Here is a 16,159-nt window from a genome sequence, read left to right as displayed (position 1 = left end):
CTGCCTCCCCTCTCCCTCTGGGAGAGGGTCAGGGTGAGGGTCTTCCCCCGCTGGCCCGTGCGGCCGCGGCTGCGTGAGTGGCATGCCGCTCCCAAGGCGACGACCCTCACGCCCCCGCCCTCTCCCATTGGGAGAGGGCGCCTGCGCAACACACGCTACCGCTTGCTCTTCGTCGACTTGACGGGGGGCAGCACCTGCTCGGCGGCGGGATCCAGCGGGCAGGGCGGCATCAGCGCACCCTCGGTGGGCGGTAGGATGGTGAACTCGACCCGGCGGTTGAGGGCCATGTTCGACTCGGAGTCGTTGGCGGCCAGCGGGCGGCTGCGGCCGAAGCCCGCCGAGCACAGGCGCTCCACGGCGATGCCGCTGTCGAGCAGGAAGTTCATCACGCTGGAGGCGCGGCGGCGCGACAGGTCGTAGTTGTAGACGTCCGAGGCCCGTGCGTCCGTGTGGGCCTCGACGAGCACGCGCTGGATTTCCAGGTGCTTGAGCAGCTCCTCGGCCACCTCCTCGAGGATGGGGAAGGACTCGGGGAGGATGACGTCCTGGTCCGTGGCGAAGTGCACCTGGTCGAGGATGATAATCTTGTTCCCGTCGATGCGCGCGAGCGGGCAGCCCTCGCGGCCCCGCGGGCCGGCCACGTGGGCGACGCAGCGGTCGAGCCGGTCCACCACGCCATCGCCGTCCTGGTCCGTGTCGGGGCAGCCACCGTTCTCCACGGGGCCGGCGGAGGCCGGGCACCGGTCTCCCTCGCCAATGACGGAGTCGCCATCGGGGTCCACGGGCGGCGGGGGTGGAGGAGGAGGCTGCGGAGGGTCGATGTAGCGCTTGATCGCCGCCGTCTCGGGGCCGGGAGCCCAGAGGATGGAGGTGAACAGGCGCATGGTGGGCGCCGTCAGCGAGCAGCCGCAGCCGCCGCCACCGCCCACGGTGACGTGGAGTCCGAGCGCGGTGTTGTACCAGCGCAAGCCGACGAGCAGCTCGGCGGGAATCTGCCGAGGGTCCTCCGGAAGCTTCTTCAGGGGCGTGCTGCCAGAGAGCATGCCCACGGCGTTGATGCCCCAGCCGCGGATGAGGGGCAGCTCGGCGCCGATCCCGAAGGTGCCGGAGCTGCCCCACTGCACGCCGGCGAACTCGTAGTCCGGGCGCAGCCACAGGCCGGTGTTGAGGGCCAGCAGGGCGCCCGATTCGAAGCGGTAGTCGAGGATCAGCCCGAGGTTGCCAGTGACTGCACCGTCACCGGCGAAGGCCTCCTGGAGACCGGTGGGCAGGCCCATGCCGAAGGTGAGCGCGGCACCAAACCCCGCGTCCTCGGGCTTGGTGCGGCGCAGATACGGGACGGCCACCTTGCCGGTGAGGCGCAGGTCTCCAGGCGTGAAGGACTGGATGAAGCCCTCGGTGCCGATGGCCTCCAGGTTGTCTCCGGCCTGGGCGAGCACCAGGGGCATGTCCACGCCGAGCTCGGCCCAGCCGAAGAGTCCCACCGAGGCCATGGCATCGAGCTGGAGGCGGTTGCCCACGACGCTCACGGCCTTGGAGTGGGTGCCCGCGGCGACGAGGGTCAGCGGATCCAACGCGAGGTTGAAGAAGGCGCCGCCGGAGACGGCGATGCTCTTGTCCAGCGCCAGGGGGCGGGATGGGTCGTAGTCGCCCATGGGGCGGGACTGGCCGACGATGACCAGGTCCCGGGGCGCGCCGACGGGGCGGAAGGCCTGCACGTCGAAGCGGGCGTCCTGGGCGGAGGCGGGCCCGGAGGCGACGAGCCCCAGGGCGAGTCCGAGGGAGAGGCAGGCGGAGCGCTTCACGCGGAGCCTCGCGAGCGGAGGGCGAGGAAGGCGGCCAGGAGGACCAGGAGGGCGAGGCCGCCGGGGGTACTGTCCGCGGTGGTGCCACAGCAGAAGCCGCCACCCTGGGGCTCGGTGCCGGGCATGCGCCGGCCGCGCTCACACTGCTGGGTGTTGGCCGAGCAGTGCTGGACGCCGAGGCAGTCGTTGCTGTCCACGCAGGAGGTGGTGCAGGTGTTGAGCGCGGTGTCGCAGGTACCGCCACAGGGGCAGTGGGCGTCGGCGAAGCACTGGACGCAGGCATCGCCATAGCACACCGTGCCCTCGCCGCAGCTCACCGCGCAGGTGGAGGAGGAGCAGGTGCGCGTGGTGGGGTTGCAGGTGCCGCCCGGGCCGCAGTCGGCGTTGTCGCGGCAGCCCACGCAGGAGCTGCCCCGGCTGGTGCCATCCGTGAGGCAGAAAGGCTGTTCGCCGGGGCAGGACTCGCACCGGTCACCGCAGCGCTTGTCGGTGGTGCACGAGGCGCACTCGCCACTGACGCAGAATTTGCCATCACCGCACTCGAGGTCCGAGCGGCACTCGACGCACACCTGGCCGTCCATGCAGTAGGGCCGGTCCGAGGGGCACTTGGTGCACTGGGAGCCACAGCGCTCCGAGGTGTTGCACTCGGCGACCTGCTCCACGCAGCGGCCGTTGGCGATGTCGCACTTCTTGCCGTCGGAGCAGTCCGCGTCGTTGGTGCACTCCACGCAGCTGGGCGAGGCGCCAGGGGAGGACGCGGCGCACTTGAGGCCGCCAGGGCAGCAGTTGCAGGAGGTGCCGGCGCAGCTGTCGTTGGTGGCGCAGGGCTGGCAGGTGTTGTCGGCGCAGGACTGTCCACGCGGGCAGTGGTCGTCCGTGACGCACTCATGGCACTCGTTGTCGGCGCCGCAGAACTCGCCCTTGGGGCAGTGCGCGTCGGTCTTGCAGCCACGGCACTGGTTGGTGTCCGGGTCGCAGCGCCCGTTGGGGCACTGCGAGTCATCCGAGCACTGGACGCAGGTGAAGGTGCCGTTGCGGTTGAGGCACAGCGGGGTGGACGCGCCGCACGGGGAGCAGCTGGGGCCGCAGAAGACGGAGGAGTCGCAGGGCGCGCACAGCGCCGCACCGTTGCAGTAGTAGCCCGGGTCGCAGCCGTTGTTGCCCGCGGTGTTCGCGTACTGGCGACTGCACTGCTCGCAGCGCGCCGGGTCCGTGTACGAAGGGCGCCCGCTTTCGGTCTGGTAGAAGGCGGCGGGTCTGGCCAGCGCGAAGCCCGCGCCCTGCAGCTTGATGATAGGTGCTGCATTCGCTGGCCGCTCGAAGTCGCTGAACGTCCCGACGAGGAGCGCCAGCTCCAACGCCGCATGCTCACCGAACTCAGCGTAGAGCACCTCGACAGGGTAGAGGCCTGCCTTCGTGAAGGTGACGCTATTGGTCGTGCGATAGGTTGGGAACCCGGTCCGCGGCGGCCGGTTGATGACCGGGTATGCGCGATTGCTCCGGTCATAGAGGGTGAGCGCCACCGCGTCGTCGGAGTAGAAGCCGAAGTGGACTGGCAGGCCCAGCATGTCCGGGGTGATGTTCAGGTAACCGCGGAACCGGCTGCCGAAGGAGGCGGCGCGGTCCACGTTGGCGAAATCACAGCCACCGCTCGGGCATCCCGGCACGGCATTCTCGTAGTCGCCGTAGCTCAGCTTCAGATCGGAGGGATTGTTGTTCGAGAGATCGAACAGCGTCTGGAGCACCGACGTGGCGCGGACGTTGGGATTCGCTGCGTCTGGCGGGCTCTCCAGGAACGAGTTCACCCCTCCAGCGAAGCCGGAGTTGCTCAACGGGAAGTCCAGGTCTGGAGCCGTCGAGACTCTCGTCGCCACGCACAGCCCGGTTCCAGGCTGGGCGGGGGAGGCCGCTACCGGCTCCCCGGTGACGACCACCGTGGGAAGCACCTCGGCGTGGGCTGTGCCGGCCAGTGTCACCAGCAGCGTCGCCGCCAAGGCGGCCATTCTTCGGAAGGGATGCACGGACACGGGGGCCAGGAGGATCCCCCGACCTACTTCTACGGTCAAGTTAAGGCCGGGGTCACTGTATAGGGGGGGACGGAAGTCTACCCCGGCTCCCGAGCGGCCTCCAGCCGCGCGCGGCCTACTCCTTCTTGAGGGCCACGGCCAGGCGGCCCAACAGCTTGATCTGCCCGGAGTCGAGCTGACGCAGCACGCGCAGCACCGCCCGCACTTCCGGCTTCTCGCCCTGCTCGCTCGGTGGGTCGGCGAGCCGCAACGAACCATCCGGCCCGGCCAGTCCCAACAGCTCGTCGGCGGAAATCCTCAGCGCGCGGCACAGCCGCAGCAGCGTCGGAACGCTCGGCACCATGCCGCCGCGCTCGATACGGCCGTACACCTCGGTCACCAGGTCGACCATCTCCGCTACATCCGCCTGGGTGAGCTGCGCTCGCAGCCGGGCCGTACGGGCGGCCTCCCCAATCGTCTTCGCCAGTTTCTTGTCCATACCTGAACCCACCCTACAGTGTAGGCAAGGCGGAATACGACGCATCAGGTTGTCGGAACAGGACTGTAAAGGTCACTTCTTCAACCCTATTTTTGAAGTCACCCTGTTCTGCCCTGCTTCCCGCGAAGGCCGGAACATGCCGCCTTCTTCTCCTCCCCCCAACCCCTTCCTTCCCTCGGGAAACCCGTGTGCGAAGTGCTCCCACCCACCTCTTGTGGTCCGCGTGTCGCGGTTGGACACAGAATGCCGGAGGGGTCTGACACGGCGGGTGCTCAGGAGGAGATCCGCCAGGTCGTCTCGGACAGGGTGGAAGCGGTGCGCGCCCAGTCCGAAACCTGGGTGTCGAGCCGCTCGAGAAGGCCGGCGAAGAAGCGCCGCTCCAGGGCCTGGGCGAGGGTGGCGCCATGGGCCTCGGCCCACTTCAGGGTGAGGCGCTCGCGGATGTCCGAGCCCAGCGCATCCACGAAGCGCTCCAGCAGGGGCGTGGACAGGAGCGTGCCGGCCCAGATGACGGCGTCATGGCCGAAGCCGCCAGTGGCCACCGTCACCACCGCGGCGGCTCCCGAGGGCACCGAATACACGAGCGTGGTGAGCGTCTGCAGCACCTCCTCGCGCAGGCCGCCCTGCAGCTCCGTGCCCACCAGGCCCCGGCAGAAGGCGTAGAGGCTCTCGCGGTCCGCGGTGTGGGCCTGAATGGCCTCAAGGCCCAGGGGCTCCTCCAGGCGCGCCAGGGTGGGGGCGCCGAAGGCCTCGGAGAGCAGCTCGCGCGTCCGCGCATCTCCATGCCAGGCGGCCACCTCGGGGGCGAAGAGTTCCACCATCCGCCGCACCCCATCGCGCAGCGTGTCCTCGGTGAGCTGGCCCGCCGGGGCGGGAGTGGGCTCGGGGCCGGTGAAGGAGCGGCGCACCTGGCGCGAGACGAAGGTGAGGGCGGTGGCCAGGCCCCGGAAGGGCAGGCGCACGTAGCGGTGGAAGGCACTGCGCGCATCCAGCTCGTCGCGGAAGGCCTCCACCAGCACGTCCGCGGGCACCGCCTTGAGGGCCGCGTGCCGGCCGACCCCGAGCAGCTCGTGACGCAGCCGCTGGCGCAGCCGCTCCGGCTCATGGGCGGCGGAGGTGGCGGCCCGGGCCAGTTGCTCCATCTCCGCGCGCGCGTCCCGCAGCGAGGCGGCCAGGGCCCGGGCCTTGAGCGCGTGGGCGTGCTCGGCCTCGCCCAGCAGCGCGGTGAGTGCGGGGGCCGCGTCCAGCGGGTTCGTGGCGAGGGGCTTCTCCCCGGCCTCCACCTCCGGCTGGTGCGGGGCGAGATAGCGCGCCAGGGGCGGGTGGCCCACGTCCGAGGCCAGCTTCTCCAGGTGTCCGCGCGCCACCTCCTCGCGCGTGGCCTCGTTGTAGACGAGGAGGTAGGGGCGTCCATGCCCCACGGCGGCGCGCAGGAAGTCCACCAGCGCGGCGTTCTGGTACGTCTGACGGCTGACGACGAAGACGAGCACGTCCACGGTGACGAGCAGGGCCTCGGCGCGCTCGCGGTTGTCGCGGTAGACGCTGTCGAAGTCTGGCGTGTCCATCACCACCAGGCCCCGGGGCACCGCCTCGGCGAGGGCGAGGTACAGGCGCCCGGCGGGCCCTGCCTGGTCCACTGGCGCGGCCTCGCCCGAGGCCACCGGGACGATGTCGTAGCGGCGGGTGAGGAAGTCCTTGAGCGAGCCCGTCCAGGTGTCCGGGTGCGCGGCGGCGAGGCACTGCTTGGTGAGGCCTCCCTCGGGGCGGGCGGGGGACAGCGACGTGCCCACCAGGGCGTTGAAGAGGGTGGACTTGCCCACGTTGTTGGGCCCGGCGATGGCCACCAGCAGCAGGGGCGCGTCGGCGCCACCCAGGCGGGGCAGCAGGTCGCGCCGCAGCCGCTCCAGCAGGCGTCGGGCGGTGTCCGCGTCGGCGGCCTCGGGGAAGCGCTCGGGGGGCGGGAGGGCGTCGCGGGCGGACTCGAGGGCGGTGCGCAGGTGGGCGAGGTCGTTCATCCGGGCGCCGGAGGACAGCACGTGGCGGGCCGGATGCCCACGGAAGACGTGCCAGGTCTGTCGGCCCTGGACGAATGCGCCTCGTTCCGAGGAGACCTCACGCAGGCCGCCGGCCTGGGGAAGAGGGGGGAAACTCCCCCAGGCCGGCTCCCACTTGCTTCACCTGGACTCGGAGCAAGGGGGCGCCCCGAGCGTTCCGGTGAAGCCATCCGGAAGTCAGGGTTGCTTCGCGCGAGGCGCGTCCACCGCGTCCAGCCGCGGCGTCGTCTTCGCCATGTGCCGCACATCGCGCTCGAGCTGCTTCTGGAGGCGCGCGGACTGGGCCCGCAGCAGGCGGATCTCCCGGGCCGCCTCGTCCTTCGGCGCGGCGTGGGCGCTCGGGACGAAACCGAGGGACATGAGCACGGCCAGGGCGATGGGCTTCACGGGGCTTCTCCTGGGCCCTTGCAGCGGGCCGTGGCGCGGTATTGCGACGCGCGTGCCACCAGCGCCGTCCTCGGAAGGAGGTCAGCGGAGGTTGGGCGAAGCCGTGGCGTTCCGCCTCAGTCGAGGCCCATGGAGGGCGGGTGCGGCATTTGGGGACTGGGGCGATCCGCCACAGGGCCCTCCGCCAGAAGGGGAGAAGGGCTCAGCGGCGCGAGCGCAGCGCGCGGCCCACCTTCCGGGCCAGGTCCGTGGGGTCCAGGGGGAGCGGCACGTAGTCGTACACGCCGCTCGCGACGGCGCGGGACATCAGCGTGAAGTCCTCTCCGCTTCCGCACAGCAGCACGGGCGGCGCGTGGGGCCGGGTGGCCAGGGTGCTCGCCAGCGCCAGGGCTTCCTCCTGGGCCTCGTCGCTCCGGGGCACCACCACCAGTGCGAACATGCCCTCCAGGGAGCCGTCCTCGCGGCAGGGCACCACCCGGTAGCCGGCCACCGCCAGCGCGGTGCCGACACCGTGGGGATTGGCCGAGCCATCCGGCTCGATGACGGCCACGGGCCGCGCGAGGAGCTCGGGCGAGGGGGCGGCAACAGGGGCGGGCGGAGGCCGCGAGCGCTCCTGCTTCTTGCCCTCGCCGCGCAGGGGTGGGGGAGCCAGGGACTCGCGCAGCCGGGCGGCGAGCTCCCGCGCGTTCGCCGGACGCTGCGCCTTCGCCTTGGAGAGACACGCGAGCACCAGCGTCTCCAGCGCCTCGGGAATGCCTCGCTCCGGCCTCAGCTGGCGCACGGGCGGAGGCGGGCGGTAGAGGTGGCCGCTCATCACCTCCACGGCGGGCGAGTCCCCGAAGGGCGGCTGGCCCACGAGCAGCTCGTGCAGCAGACATCCCACGGAGTACAGGTCCGCGCGGCCGTCGGGCAGCTCCCCGCGGCAGTGCTCGGGAGACATGTACGCGGGCGTGCCGAGTACCTGGCCACTCCCGGTCAGCCGGGCCTGCTGCTCCTCCGGGTGCACCAGCGCGGCCAGCCCGAAGTCGAGCACCTTCACCGTGGGGGCGGAGAGGTCCCCCACCAGCATCAGGTTGGAGGGCTTGAGATCGCGGTGCACCATGCCCAGGCCATGCGCGGCGTCCAGGACCTCCAGCACCTGCGCGGCGAGCTCCACCGCGGCCTTCACCTCCAGCGGGCCGTAGGTCTCCAGCACCTCGTCCAGCGGGATGCCGAACACCCGCTCCATGGCGAGGTAGAGGAACTCCCCGTCGGCGCCGTGGTCGAACAGGTGCACCGCGCCCGGGTGCTTCAGCCGGGCCATGAGCTGCGCCTCGCGCTGGAAGCGGACAACGGCGCCGGGCGTCTTCGCCACATGCGGGTGCAGCACCTTGAGGGCCACGTAGCGCTCGAGGCCCAGTTGCTCGGCCTCGTACACCGTGCCCATGCCGCCGCGGCCGAGCGTCCCCGTCACCTGGTAGCGCCCGGCCACCACCCGGCCCACCCAGGCGTCCCCCGTCCCCGCCATGGGCTACTCCCCCGAGCCCTTGATGCGATCGAGCTTGCGGTAGAGCGTCTTGCGGTCCAGCCCCAGGATCTGCGCGGCGAGCGACTTGTTGCCCTTCACCTCCTCCATGACGCGGAGGATGTAGCGGCGCTCGACCTCTTCCAGCGTGGTGAGCTCCGAGGGGTCTCCGCTGGCCACCACCACGTGCGAGGCGCGGTAGGCGCGAATCTTCTCCGGCAGGTCCTCCACCGTGAGGCGCTCGGTGACGGTGACGGCCACCGCGCGCTCGATGCAGTTGCGCAGCTCGCGCACGTTGCCGGGCCAGCTGTAGCTCATCAACCGCTCGGCCACGGTCTCGTTGAGGCCCGTCACCCGCTTGCCCGCGCGGGCGGCGAAGTGCTCGATGAAGTGCTGGGCCAGCAGGAGGATGTCCCCTCCGCGCGAGCGCAGCGGCGGCAGCTCCATCTGCACCACGTTGAGGCGGTAGTAGAGGTCCTCGCGGAAGCGGTTCTCCTCCACCATGCCCTCCAGGTCGCGGTTGGTGGCGGCCACCAGGCGCACGTCGAAGGACACCTCGTGATCCCCGCCCACCGGACGCATCACGCGCTCCTGCAGGGCACGCAGCAGCTTGGGCTGCAGGCCCAGAGGCATCTCCCCCACCTCGTCGAGGAAGAGCGTGCCGCCGTTGGCCTGCACGAAGAGGCCCGAGCGCGCCGCCTTGGCATCGGTGAAGGCGCCCTTGGCGTGGCCGAACAGCTCGCTCTCCAGCAGGGCCTCGGGCATGGCCGCGCAGTTGACGGCCACGAAGGGCCCCGAGCCACGCCGGCTCTTCTCGTGGAGCGCCCGGGCCACCAGCTCCTTGCCCGTGCCGCTCTCGCCATTGATGAGCACCGTGGCGTCCGAGTCCGCCACGCGGCCGAGCAGGTCATACACCTTGCGCATCGGCGGGCTGGAGCCGAGCAGGCCGCCCAGGCGCTGGGACTCGGTGACGACCTTCTTCAGACGCACCACCTCGCCCTTGAGGTGGTGGTGCTGCACGGCGCGGGCGAGCGTCAGCGCCAGCGCCTCCATGTCCACCGGCTTGGTGATGAAGTCGTAGGCGCCCGCGCGGATGGCGGCCACGGCCGTCTCCATGCTGCCGAAGGCCGTCACCACCACCACCGGCAACTCTGGCAGGTTGGCCACCACGCGCTCGCACAGCTCGGTGCCGCTCAGCCCCTGCATGTTCAGGTCCGTGAGGACCACGTCGAAGGGCTGCTCCATCAGCAGCGGCAGGGCCGCGTTGGGGTCGGTCAGCGGGGTGACGGTGAAGCCGCGCCGGGTGAGGCGGTTCTGGAGCATCTCCACCATGCTCGGGTCATCGTCGATGAGAAGGACTCGGCCGCTCATCGGGCCACCATATCCCACTCCCGACAGGGCCGACGTGGCTTGCTTTCTCCCCTGCCCGCTCCCGGAGTAGGGTGCCGGGCTCATGAGAACGCACCTCTCCAGCTTGCTCGTGGTGGGCCTGCTGGCCTGCTCCACCGCGCGCACCTCGGCCGTGTCCGAGCCCGCGGCGTCGCATGCCCGGGCCCCCCTGCCGTTCATCGAGGATGACTACTCGCGTGCCCTGTCGGAGGCGAAGTCGAGGGGATTGCCCCTCTTCGTTGATACCTGGGCCCCGTGGTGACACACGTGCCGCTCGATGCGTGCCTTCGTCTTCACGGATGAAGCGCTCGCGCGGCACGCCGGACGGTTCGTCTGGCTCGAGATCAACACGGATGTTCCCGGTAACGCGCTGTTCCAGGAGAAGTACCCGGTAGAGAACTGGCCCACCCTCTTCATCATCGACCCGAGGGAGGAGAAGGCCCTCGTACGTTTCGCGGGCAGTGCCACCGTCGCCCAACTCGAGAAGCTCTTCGAGGACGGCGAGCGGGCGTACCGTGGCGTCGCCCAGGGACCCGAGGCGCTGCTGGCCCGAGGCGATGCCCTCTATGGTGAGGGCAAGGCGGCCGAGGCGGCGGACGTGCTCGCCCAGGCACTGGCCGAGGCTCCGGCGGACTGGTCCCGTCGTGGCCGCGCGCTGGAGTCCACCCTCGTCGCCCAGTACGGAGCGAAGCGGCACGAGGCGTGTGCCCGGACGGCGCTGGCGGAGCTGCCCAGGTTGCCGCACTCGGCCTCGTGGGCGAACGCGGCGGCGCTCGGGCTCTCCTGTGCGCTGGAGGTGCCGGCGGGCACCGCGGACGTCCAGGCGCTGAGGGAGTCGCTGGAGACGAAGGCCCGCGAGGCGCTCTCGCCGGACATCGCCATGCCCGGGGATGACCGCTCGGGCGTGTACGACGTGCTGGTCCAGGCCCGCATGGAGGCCAAGGACATGGCCGGTGCGAAGGCGCTCGCCGAGCAGTGGCTCACCTTCCTCGAGGCCGAGGCGGCCCGGGCCCCGACGCCCGAGCAGCGCACGGTGTTCGACTCGCATCGCATCGGCGCCGCGCTCCTGCTGGGCGACCCGATGCGGGTGGTGCCCGCCATCGAGCAGAGCGAGAAGGACCTGCCGGACGACTACAACCCGCCCGCGCGCCTGGCCAACCTCTACCGGCGGCTGGGACGGCTGGACGAGGCGCTGGCCGCGAGCACCCGCGCCCTGTCGAAGGTGCAGGGCAGCCGGCGGCTGCGCGTCCTCTCGGAGCGGGCGGACCTCTACGTCGCCCGGGGTGAGAAGGACGAGGCCGTGCGCACCCTGGAGGAGGCGATCGCCTACGCGAAGACGCTCTCCGGGGCGCAGGCCTCGCCGCGCATGGTGGCCGCCTTGGAGAAGAAGCTGGCGGACACGAAGGCGAAGTGAGGGGACGGGCCCGTGCTCAGGGCCCGTCCGCGTCGAACAGGTCGCCCGGGTCGGTGTTCTTCCACCGGGCGAGCTGCTCCTCGGTGGGGAAGCCCTTCACCCGGTAGCGCTCGGGGTACAGGCCCTCCACCGGCGCGAGCAGCTGTCCGGCCGCCCGCGACACCTCCTCCCACCGGGCGATGCCCACCGGCGGCGCCTCCGCGCCGAGCGCCGGGTCCATGAAGAAGATGACCTCGGCGCGCGGAAGGACGGCGTCCACGCCCTTGAGCCAGACGGCGTAGCTGAGGCTGCGCCCGCGCTCGTCCTCATAGGGGGTGTAGGCCGCCACGAAGAGGTCCACGCCCTTCTCCTCGTAGTGCTTCTCCAGCTGCTGCGACTGCTCGTCGTAGTCGCGCGCCCGGGTGAAGAGCTCCAGCTTGCGGAAGTCCCCCCAGGCGTTGCTGAGCCGCTCGGGCATGAAGGGCACCCAGCCCTTGGGCGTCAGGCGCATGGCGCGGCCGTCCACCGCGCGCGGAGCCATCATCGCCCGCAGGGCCTGGGCGGCCACCTGGCGCTGCCCGTCCTCGTCCTCGGAGCCGGTGACGAGGAGCAGGTCCCGATGGGGCACGAGCACCACCGGCGTCCCCTTCACCGGGCAGCGGCGCACCACCTCGTCGAGCAGCATGCGCGAGGCCGCGTAGCTGTCCTCCCAGGGGGCCTTGCAGGTGCCGGGCGCGAGTTGCTCCAGGGGCTCGGTGCTGCGCGAGCGCAGGTTCTCCGTGGCCATGCCGAGCGCCTGCTCGAAGGAGACGCCCCAGCGCGCCAGCTCGTCGGGCCCCAGGTAGCGCAGGGTGTCCGGCCCGTCGAAGGCCAGGCCCACGCCGAGGATGCCTCCCAGGGGCTTCCAGGCGATGGGCGCCGGCTTGCCCGGGGCGCTCTTCATCACCAGCGGGAGCTGCTCGAAGAAGGTGCGGCTGCGCACCACGGGCAAGACGTTCGGCCGGGCCTCGGCGAGCGTCGCGGGCAGGTCCGGCATCTCCAGCACGCGGGTGAGCCGGGCGAAGACCTCGTCCCGCTGTTCCGGTGGCCCGGAGCGGTACTCGTCGAAGAAGTTGGCCAGGAAGACCGTGCTCCCGTCCTTGTCTCCGAGCCGCAGCAGGAAGCCGCCGGCGTCGTAGTGGATGGGGCTCTTCTCCCCGGAGGCGCGCAGGGCTTCCATGGCTCGCCGCGCGAAGGCGTCCCGCTCCGCCTGCTCCTGCTCGGGCGACTCCTGCCCCTGCCCCTCGGCGTGCTCCGCCAGTTGGGCCTCCGCTTCTCGCGCCTCCCGGGTGGCCGTGCGCTGGGGCGCCGCACACCCTCCCAGGCCCAGGGTGCCCACGAGCGCCAACCCCACGAGTCTCCGCGTCATCTTCCTCATCCCTGTCCTCCCTGGATCTCGTAGAGCTCGTACGCCTCCAACGGCGACTCGCGCATGCCGCCATCGGTGAAGACGAGCACCGCCTCGCCGGGGCCGGTGGGGGGCGGAGTGCCGAGGCTGTAATGGAGGGTGGTGCCGTCGGTGACGAGGTAGCGCAGCACGCCGTCCCGGGCGCCCTCGCGGGGCAGCGCGAGCAGCTCGCGGCTGCGTTTGTCACGCGTGTGGCCCACCACCTGGGTGAGGCCGGGCGGAAGCCGGTGCGGGTCGAAGCGGCGCCGGGGCGTGGCGGCGCGGTGGGCGGCGTCCTCGGGGCGCAGGCTGGGGCGGTGGTAGAAGATGCCGCGGCCCTCGCCGTACGCGGCGCTGCCGGGGTGGTGCAGCCCGGGGAGGGAGAAGGGGCCCAGCTTCCACTGCGCCACCGCGGTGGCGAGCGCCCGCTCCAGCGCTTCCGCCACCGAGGGCGCGTGGGCCTGTTGCGATTCGGCCAGCCCCACCACGCCCAGGTCCTCGCGCGTGACGCCCGCGTGCAGCACGAGCAGATGCTCGGCCGCGGCGTGGGCCACCCGGAAGCGTCCAGCGCGCAGCAGGTACGCCACCCAGTCGCGCTGCACCTCGCGGAAGTTGCCGAAGTCGCGCGCCGCCAGCTCCACGTTGGGCAGCTCCGGGTAGCGGGTGAGGAAGTCGCGCTCCCGGGCCTCGTCGGTGTCGTCCCCCCGGTAGATGCCGTCGGCCTCCGCCTGGGCGGCGGCGAAGCGCGCGTCGGTGAAGCCCGCGAGCTCGCCCACGCGGCCCAGATCGTGGTTGCCCAGCAGCAGCACCGCCTGGTCCGCCGGGTGCGCGGCCATCCACGCCACCAGCCGTAGCGCGCTCGTGGCCGCCTCCTCGCGCTCGGCGGGCTTGCCCCAGTCGAAGTGGTCCCCCACCGAGATGAGCTGCACCTCGGGCCGCAGCCACCCCTCCGGGCCGAGCAGGTCATGGTGGTCGAGGATGGCGAGGAAGCGGGTGAGGTCCGCCTGCGGGTCTCCGATGACGAGGCGCCGGGTGCGGCGCTGCCCATCGGGCGGCGTGGAGTGGGGACCACGGCGGACGGCCTCGGCGGCGCGGGCGAGGGCGGACTGGACGCGGGGAGTGCTCACGCCCCCATCCTAGTCTCGCCCGCGAGCCGGTGCCCGGTTGCCCGCTCCCTTCAGGAGGCCAGGAAGCACTTGGCGATGAGCGCCGAGCGGCTCTCCACCTGGGCCTTGGCGAGGATGCGGGTGACGTGCACCTCCACGGTGCGCTCCGCGCAACCGAGGTGCAGGGCGATGGCCTTGTTGGACTCACCGCGCACGAGCCGTCCGAGCACCTCCATCTCCCGGGCCGTGAGCCCCCAGCCGGAGCTGAGCGTGTGCACGCGGGCGAGCGCCTGCGGAGGCTCGCTCTGGACGATGGCCAGGTAGTGCGCGGGTGCGCCGTTGAGGCGCAGCGGGGTGAAGGAGAGCTCCCCGCTGGGCGGCTCGCCACGCAGGTGCCGCTTCAGGGCTTCCGCCACCAGCCCCGCGTCCTGCTCCAACCGGGCCTTCCCCATGCTGTTGGCATGGACCACGCGGCCGGTGGACGTCACCACGTACGCCGACTGGCCGAGCGACTCCAGCGTCGCCTCGAGGGCCGCGTGGAGCATCCCCGCCTCGCGCAGGCGCGTGTCCAGCACCAGCCTGCGCTGCAGCGAGGGGATGAGCTCCCGCATCAGCTGCAGCTCCCGCGCCTCGAAGGGCTCCGAGCGCATCGCGCCCACCCACCCCAGCAGGGCCGGGCCGTCGCAGACGAGCACGCGCAGGAACATCATCCCATCCAGACCACAGCCCTGGAGGAAGCCGCCGATGTTGGCGCGCACCTGGGCTTGGATCCGCGCCTGCTCCTCCGCGTGGACTCCGAGCGTCTTCCAGAGCGTGAGCCGCTCGTCCTGGGGCGGGGGAAGGGGCGCGGCGTTCGTCCCGGGCGCCTGGAATTGGAGCTCCCGGTTGCGCTGGGACGGCTGCGGGCATGCGGGATTGAAGTACCCCCAGCAGTCGCGCCGGGTGCCGACGAAGCCGTCCAGGTACGCGTAGGCGGCTTCCGGGGTCATGGGGAAGCCGGCGATGTGGAGGTAGCTCACCTGGTAGCGCTCGGGCCCGATGTCCACGCCATAGGCGAGGCCTCGCTCCGCGTGCAGGGCTTCCCGCAGCGCGTCCACCAGTTGGGGCAACACATCCACTCCCGGCTCAACGGTATCGAGCCGCTCCCGCAGGTCCCCCAACAATTGCTGATCCTGCGAATCCAATGGTTCCACGTTATTGGGACTATATGCGGGTTGGCTGCAATGCCAAGGAACACCTGCACATGAAATGGAAAACCTGCACTCGGGGTGAGTGTGTCTACGGGATTTCCCGCATGGAATTGCGACACCCAGTCATGGAAGGCCCCGGGTCAGGCTCGCGGGGGGGCGGGCTCTTTCGCGGGTTCGCGGGGCCGCGTGGCCCGGTTCTCGGGGGACCGGGGCCGGGTCACGCGGCTCGCGCCAGCTACTCCACGGTGATTTCGCGCCGCAGGCCCCGCCGCTCCGCCAGGGGCCGCGAGTACACGCCGGACGCCATGCCAATGAACGTGCCGAGCACGTGCAGCGCCGTCCACCTCCAGAAGCCAAGGCCATACATGAAATAGAGCAGGTCTGGCGTGTCCCAGCCGTACAGGAAGGCGATGATCGCCGGCACCCCCACCGAGGCGATGGCCGCCGCCACGAAGGCGCGCTTCCAGCGCTTGGCCAAGAAGCCGCCGAAGACGCCTCCCAGCATGCCGTTGAGGAACGGCATCCAGAAGGTGATGAGTCCCACGAACGTCATGGTGAAGGCGCCGATGACGAGGCCCCGGTTCTTGATGTCGATGCCCTCGGTGGGCGTCTCGCGCACCAGGACCTCGTGGTAGCCGCTCTCCTCGATGTCGGGCAGGGGCTCGGAGGCGGTGGTGTGGATCTCCCGGCCCCCCATGAGGCCCCGATCGCACTGGGCATCCTCAAGCACCTCGCGGCGGGTCTTCGGCTTGGGGTTCTGGGGATCGATGAAGTCGGACATGCGTGCTCTCCCGGTGGGTGGAGGCGGAAGGCTCCGCCGTGGATGGTGCTGCCGTTGAAGATGCGACATCCCCGTGCGGCAGACAGGTGGGACAGCCCCACGGGAGGGCAGGCGTCCGGGCGAGCGTGACGGGGCTTGGCGGCTCGGGGCTGGCCGGTATGCTGCGCCTCCCTCGTGCCCCTGTCTGGCTGGATGGAGTCCCCCATGCGTCCGATGCGTCCCCTGTTGTGCCTTGCCGTGCTGTCCCTCGGCCTGTTGTCGGCCTGCGCGCTGCGTCCCTACTACCGGCAGGTGCTGCCGCCCGACATGGCCGCGATGAAGCCGCAGGCGGCCAAGGACAAGGGGGAGGCGACGGTGCGCCTGTTGGAGCCGGAGACGGAGAAGCCCATCGCGGGAGCCCGGGTCATCATGACCTTGGGCCGCGGCCGCGTCGTGGCGACGAGCGATGCGAATGGCCTCGTCCAGCTGCCGGTGACGCCGGAGCTGCTCGCGGAGAATCCCCTGGTGGAGGTGGTGCTGCCCGCGGGCGTGCAGGGTGGCTACGCGTTCTGGACGGTGCCGGTGGAGCCCGAGGCCGCACCGGAGGGCGAGTCGGCCCCGCAGCAGCCCCAGGAATGAG

14 protein-coding genes are annotated in these 16,159 nt (G+C 71.4%); 3 read left to right on the top strand and 11 right to left on the bottom strand.

Annotation, left to right across the window (positions count from 1 at the left end; genetic code table 11):
- Positions 1 to 155: 155 nt before the first annotated feature.
- From traB to NR798_RS43030, 7 genes are all read right to left on the bottom strand, one after another.
- Entirely contained in the window at positions 156 to 1,805 is a 1,650-nt protein-coding gene (gene traB, locus NR798_RS43060; RefSeq protein WP_375768423.1) for an outer membrane exchange protein TraB, read from the bottom strand.
- A complete protein-coding gene (gene traA, locus NR798_RS43055) occupies positions 1,802 to 3,808 on the bottom strand; it encodes an outer membrane exchange protein TraA (protein ID WP_375768422.1) in 2,007 nt (668 codons plus the stop codon). The genes traB and traA overlap by 4 nt, the downstream gene beginning before the upstream one ends.
- Positions 3,809 to 3,947: 139 nt before the next feature.
- Positions 3,948 to 4,310: a helix-turn-helix domain-containing protein gene (locus NR798_RS43050; RefSeq protein ID WP_043412376.1), complete on the bottom strand. Its 363-nt coding sequence runs from the start codon at positions 4,308 to 4,310 to the stop codon at positions 3,948 to 3,950.
- 272 nt (positions 4,311 to 4,582) lie between these two features.
- Complete coding sequence (locus NR798_RS43045) at positions 4,583 to 6,325, bottom strand: GTPase (protein ID WP_375768421.1); 1,743 nt, start codon at positions 6,323 to 6,325, stop codon at positions 4,583 to 4,585.
- A 216-nt stretch (positions 6,326 to 6,541) separates the two neighbouring features.
- Positions 6,542 to 6,751 carry a hypothetical protein gene (locus tag NR798_RS43040; RefSeq protein ID WP_375768420.1) on the bottom strand — a complete coding sequence of 70 codons (210 nt, stop codon included), beginning with the start codon at positions 6,749 to 6,751 and terminating at the stop codon, positions 6,542 to 6,544.
- 202 nt (positions 6,752 to 6,953) lie between these two features.
- On the bottom strand, positions 6,954 to 8,258 hold the full coding sequence (locus NR798_RS43035; RefSeq protein WP_375768419.1) for a protein kinase: 1,305 nt from the start codon (positions 8,256 to 8,258) through the stop codon (positions 6,954 to 6,956).
- Positions 8,259 to 8,261: 3 nt separating this feature from the next.
- Positions 8,262 to 9,626, bottom strand: a complete 1,365-nt coding sequence (locus tag NR798_RS43030) for a sigma-54-dependent transcriptional regulator (RefSeq protein ID WP_375768418.1) — start codon at positions 9,624 to 9,626, stop codon at positions 8,262 to 8,264.
- A gap of 82 nt (positions 9,627 to 9,708) precedes the next feature.
- Between NR798_RS43030 and NR798_RS43025 the strand changes: the two genes are divergently transcribed.
- Positions 9,709 to 9,906 carry a hypothetical protein gene (locus tag NR798_RS43025; RefSeq protein WP_375768417.1) on the top strand — a complete coding sequence of 66 codons (198 nt, stop codon included), beginning with the start codon at positions 9,709 to 9,711 and terminating at the stop codon, positions 9,904 to 9,906.
- Between the two features lie 15 nt (positions 9,907 to 9,921).
- The gene (locus tag NR798_RS43020) at positions 9,922 to 11,058 is read left to right on the top strand and encodes a tetratricopeptide repeat protein (protein ID WP_375768416.1); all 1,137 of its coding nucleotides are present in this window, start codon (positions 9,922 to 9,924) and stop codon (positions 11,056 to 11,058) included.
- Between the two features lie 16 nt (positions 11,059 to 11,074).
- On the opposite strand, the gene NR798_RS43015 is transcribed toward NR798_RS43020, so the two are convergent.
- The 4 genes from NR798_RS43015 to NR798_RS43000 form a co-directional block, all read right to left on the bottom strand.
- Positions 11,075 to 12,445, bottom strand: a complete 1,371-nt coding sequence (locus tag NR798_RS43015; RefSeq protein ID WP_375768415.1) for a hypothetical protein — start codon at positions 12,443 to 12,445, stop codon at positions 11,075 to 11,077.
- A 5-nt stretch (positions 12,446 to 12,450) separates the two neighbouring features.
- Positions 12,451 to 13,590, bottom strand: a complete 1,140-nt coding sequence (locus NR798_RS43010; protein ID WP_375768414.1) for a metallophosphoesterase — start codon at positions 13,588 to 13,590, stop codon at positions 12,451 to 12,453.
- 50 nt (positions 13,591 to 13,640) lie between these two features.
- Positions 13,641 to 14,762, bottom strand: coding sequence for a LuxR C-terminal-related transcriptional regulator (locus NR798_RS43005; RefSeq protein WP_375768413.1), 1,122 nt, complete (start codon positions 14,760 to 14,762; stop codon positions 13,641 to 13,643).
- Positions 14,763 to 14,994: 232 nt separating this feature from the next.
- Positions 14,995 to 15,540: a hypothetical protein gene (locus NR798_RS43000; protein ID WP_375768412.1), complete on the bottom strand. Its 546-nt coding sequence runs from the start codon at positions 15,538 to 15,540 to the stop codon at positions 14,995 to 14,997.
- A 204-nt stretch (positions 15,541 to 15,744) separates the two neighbouring features.
- Between NR798_RS43000 and NR798_RS42995 the strand changes: the two genes are divergently transcribed.
- Positions 15,745 to 16,158, top strand: coding sequence for a hypothetical protein (locus tag NR798_RS42995; protein WP_375768411.1), 414 nt, complete (start codon positions 15,745 to 15,747; stop codon positions 16,156 to 16,158).
- Position 16,159: the final 1 nt, after the last annotated feature.

The organism is Archangium gephyra (genome assembly GCF_042230915.1).
Classification (GTDB): Bacteria; Myxococcota; Myxococcia; order Myxococcales; family Myxococcaceae; genus Archangium; species Archangium gephyra_B.
Note: the sequence above shows the minus strand (reverse complement) of the source record. Positions and strands in the feature narration are given on the sequence as shown.

Excerpts from the sequence above, each read along its gene's own strand:
- NR798_RS43000 (WP_375768412.1), bottom strand. The coding sequence starts at position 15,540 with ATGTCCGACTTCATCGATCCCCAGAACCCCAAGCCGAAGACCCGCCGC.
- NR798_RS43025 (WP_375768417.1), top strand. The coding sequence starts at position 9,709 with ATGAGAACGCACCTCTCCAGCTTGCTCGTGGTGGGCCTGCTGGCCTGC.
- traA (WP_375768422.1), bottom strand. The coding sequence starts at position 3,808 with ATGGCCGCCTTGGCGGCGACGCTGCTGGTGACACTGGCCGGCACAGCC.
- NR798_RS43050 (WP_043412376.1), bottom strand. The coding sequence starts at position 4,310 with ATGGACAAGAAACTGGCGAAGACGATTGGGGAGGCCGCCCGTACGGCC.
- NR798_RS43045 (WP_375768421.1), bottom strand. The coding sequence starts at position 6,325 with ATGAACGACCTCGCCCACCTGCGCACCGCCCTCGAGTCCGCCCGCGAC.
- NR798_RS43020 (WP_375768416.1), top strand. The coding sequence starts at position 9,922 with ATGCGTGCCTTCGTCTTCACGGATGAAGCGCTCGCGCGGCACGCCGGA.
- NR798_RS43035 (WP_375768419.1), bottom strand. The coding sequence starts at position 8,258 with ATGGCGGGGACGGGGGACGCCTGGGTGGGCCGGGTGGTGGCCGGGCGC.
- NR798_RS43030 (WP_375768418.1), bottom strand. The coding sequence starts at position 9,626 with ATGAGCGGCCGAGTCCTTCTCATCGACGATGACCCGAGCATGGTGGAG.
- NR798_RS43015 (WP_375768415.1), bottom strand. The coding sequence starts at position 12,445 with ATGACGCGGAGACTCGTGGGGTTGGCGCTCGTGGGCACCCTGGGCCTG.
- NR798_RS42995 (WP_375768411.1), top strand. The coding sequence starts at position 15,745 with ATGCGTCCGATGCGTCCCCTGTTGTGCCTTGCCGTGCTGTCCCTCGGC.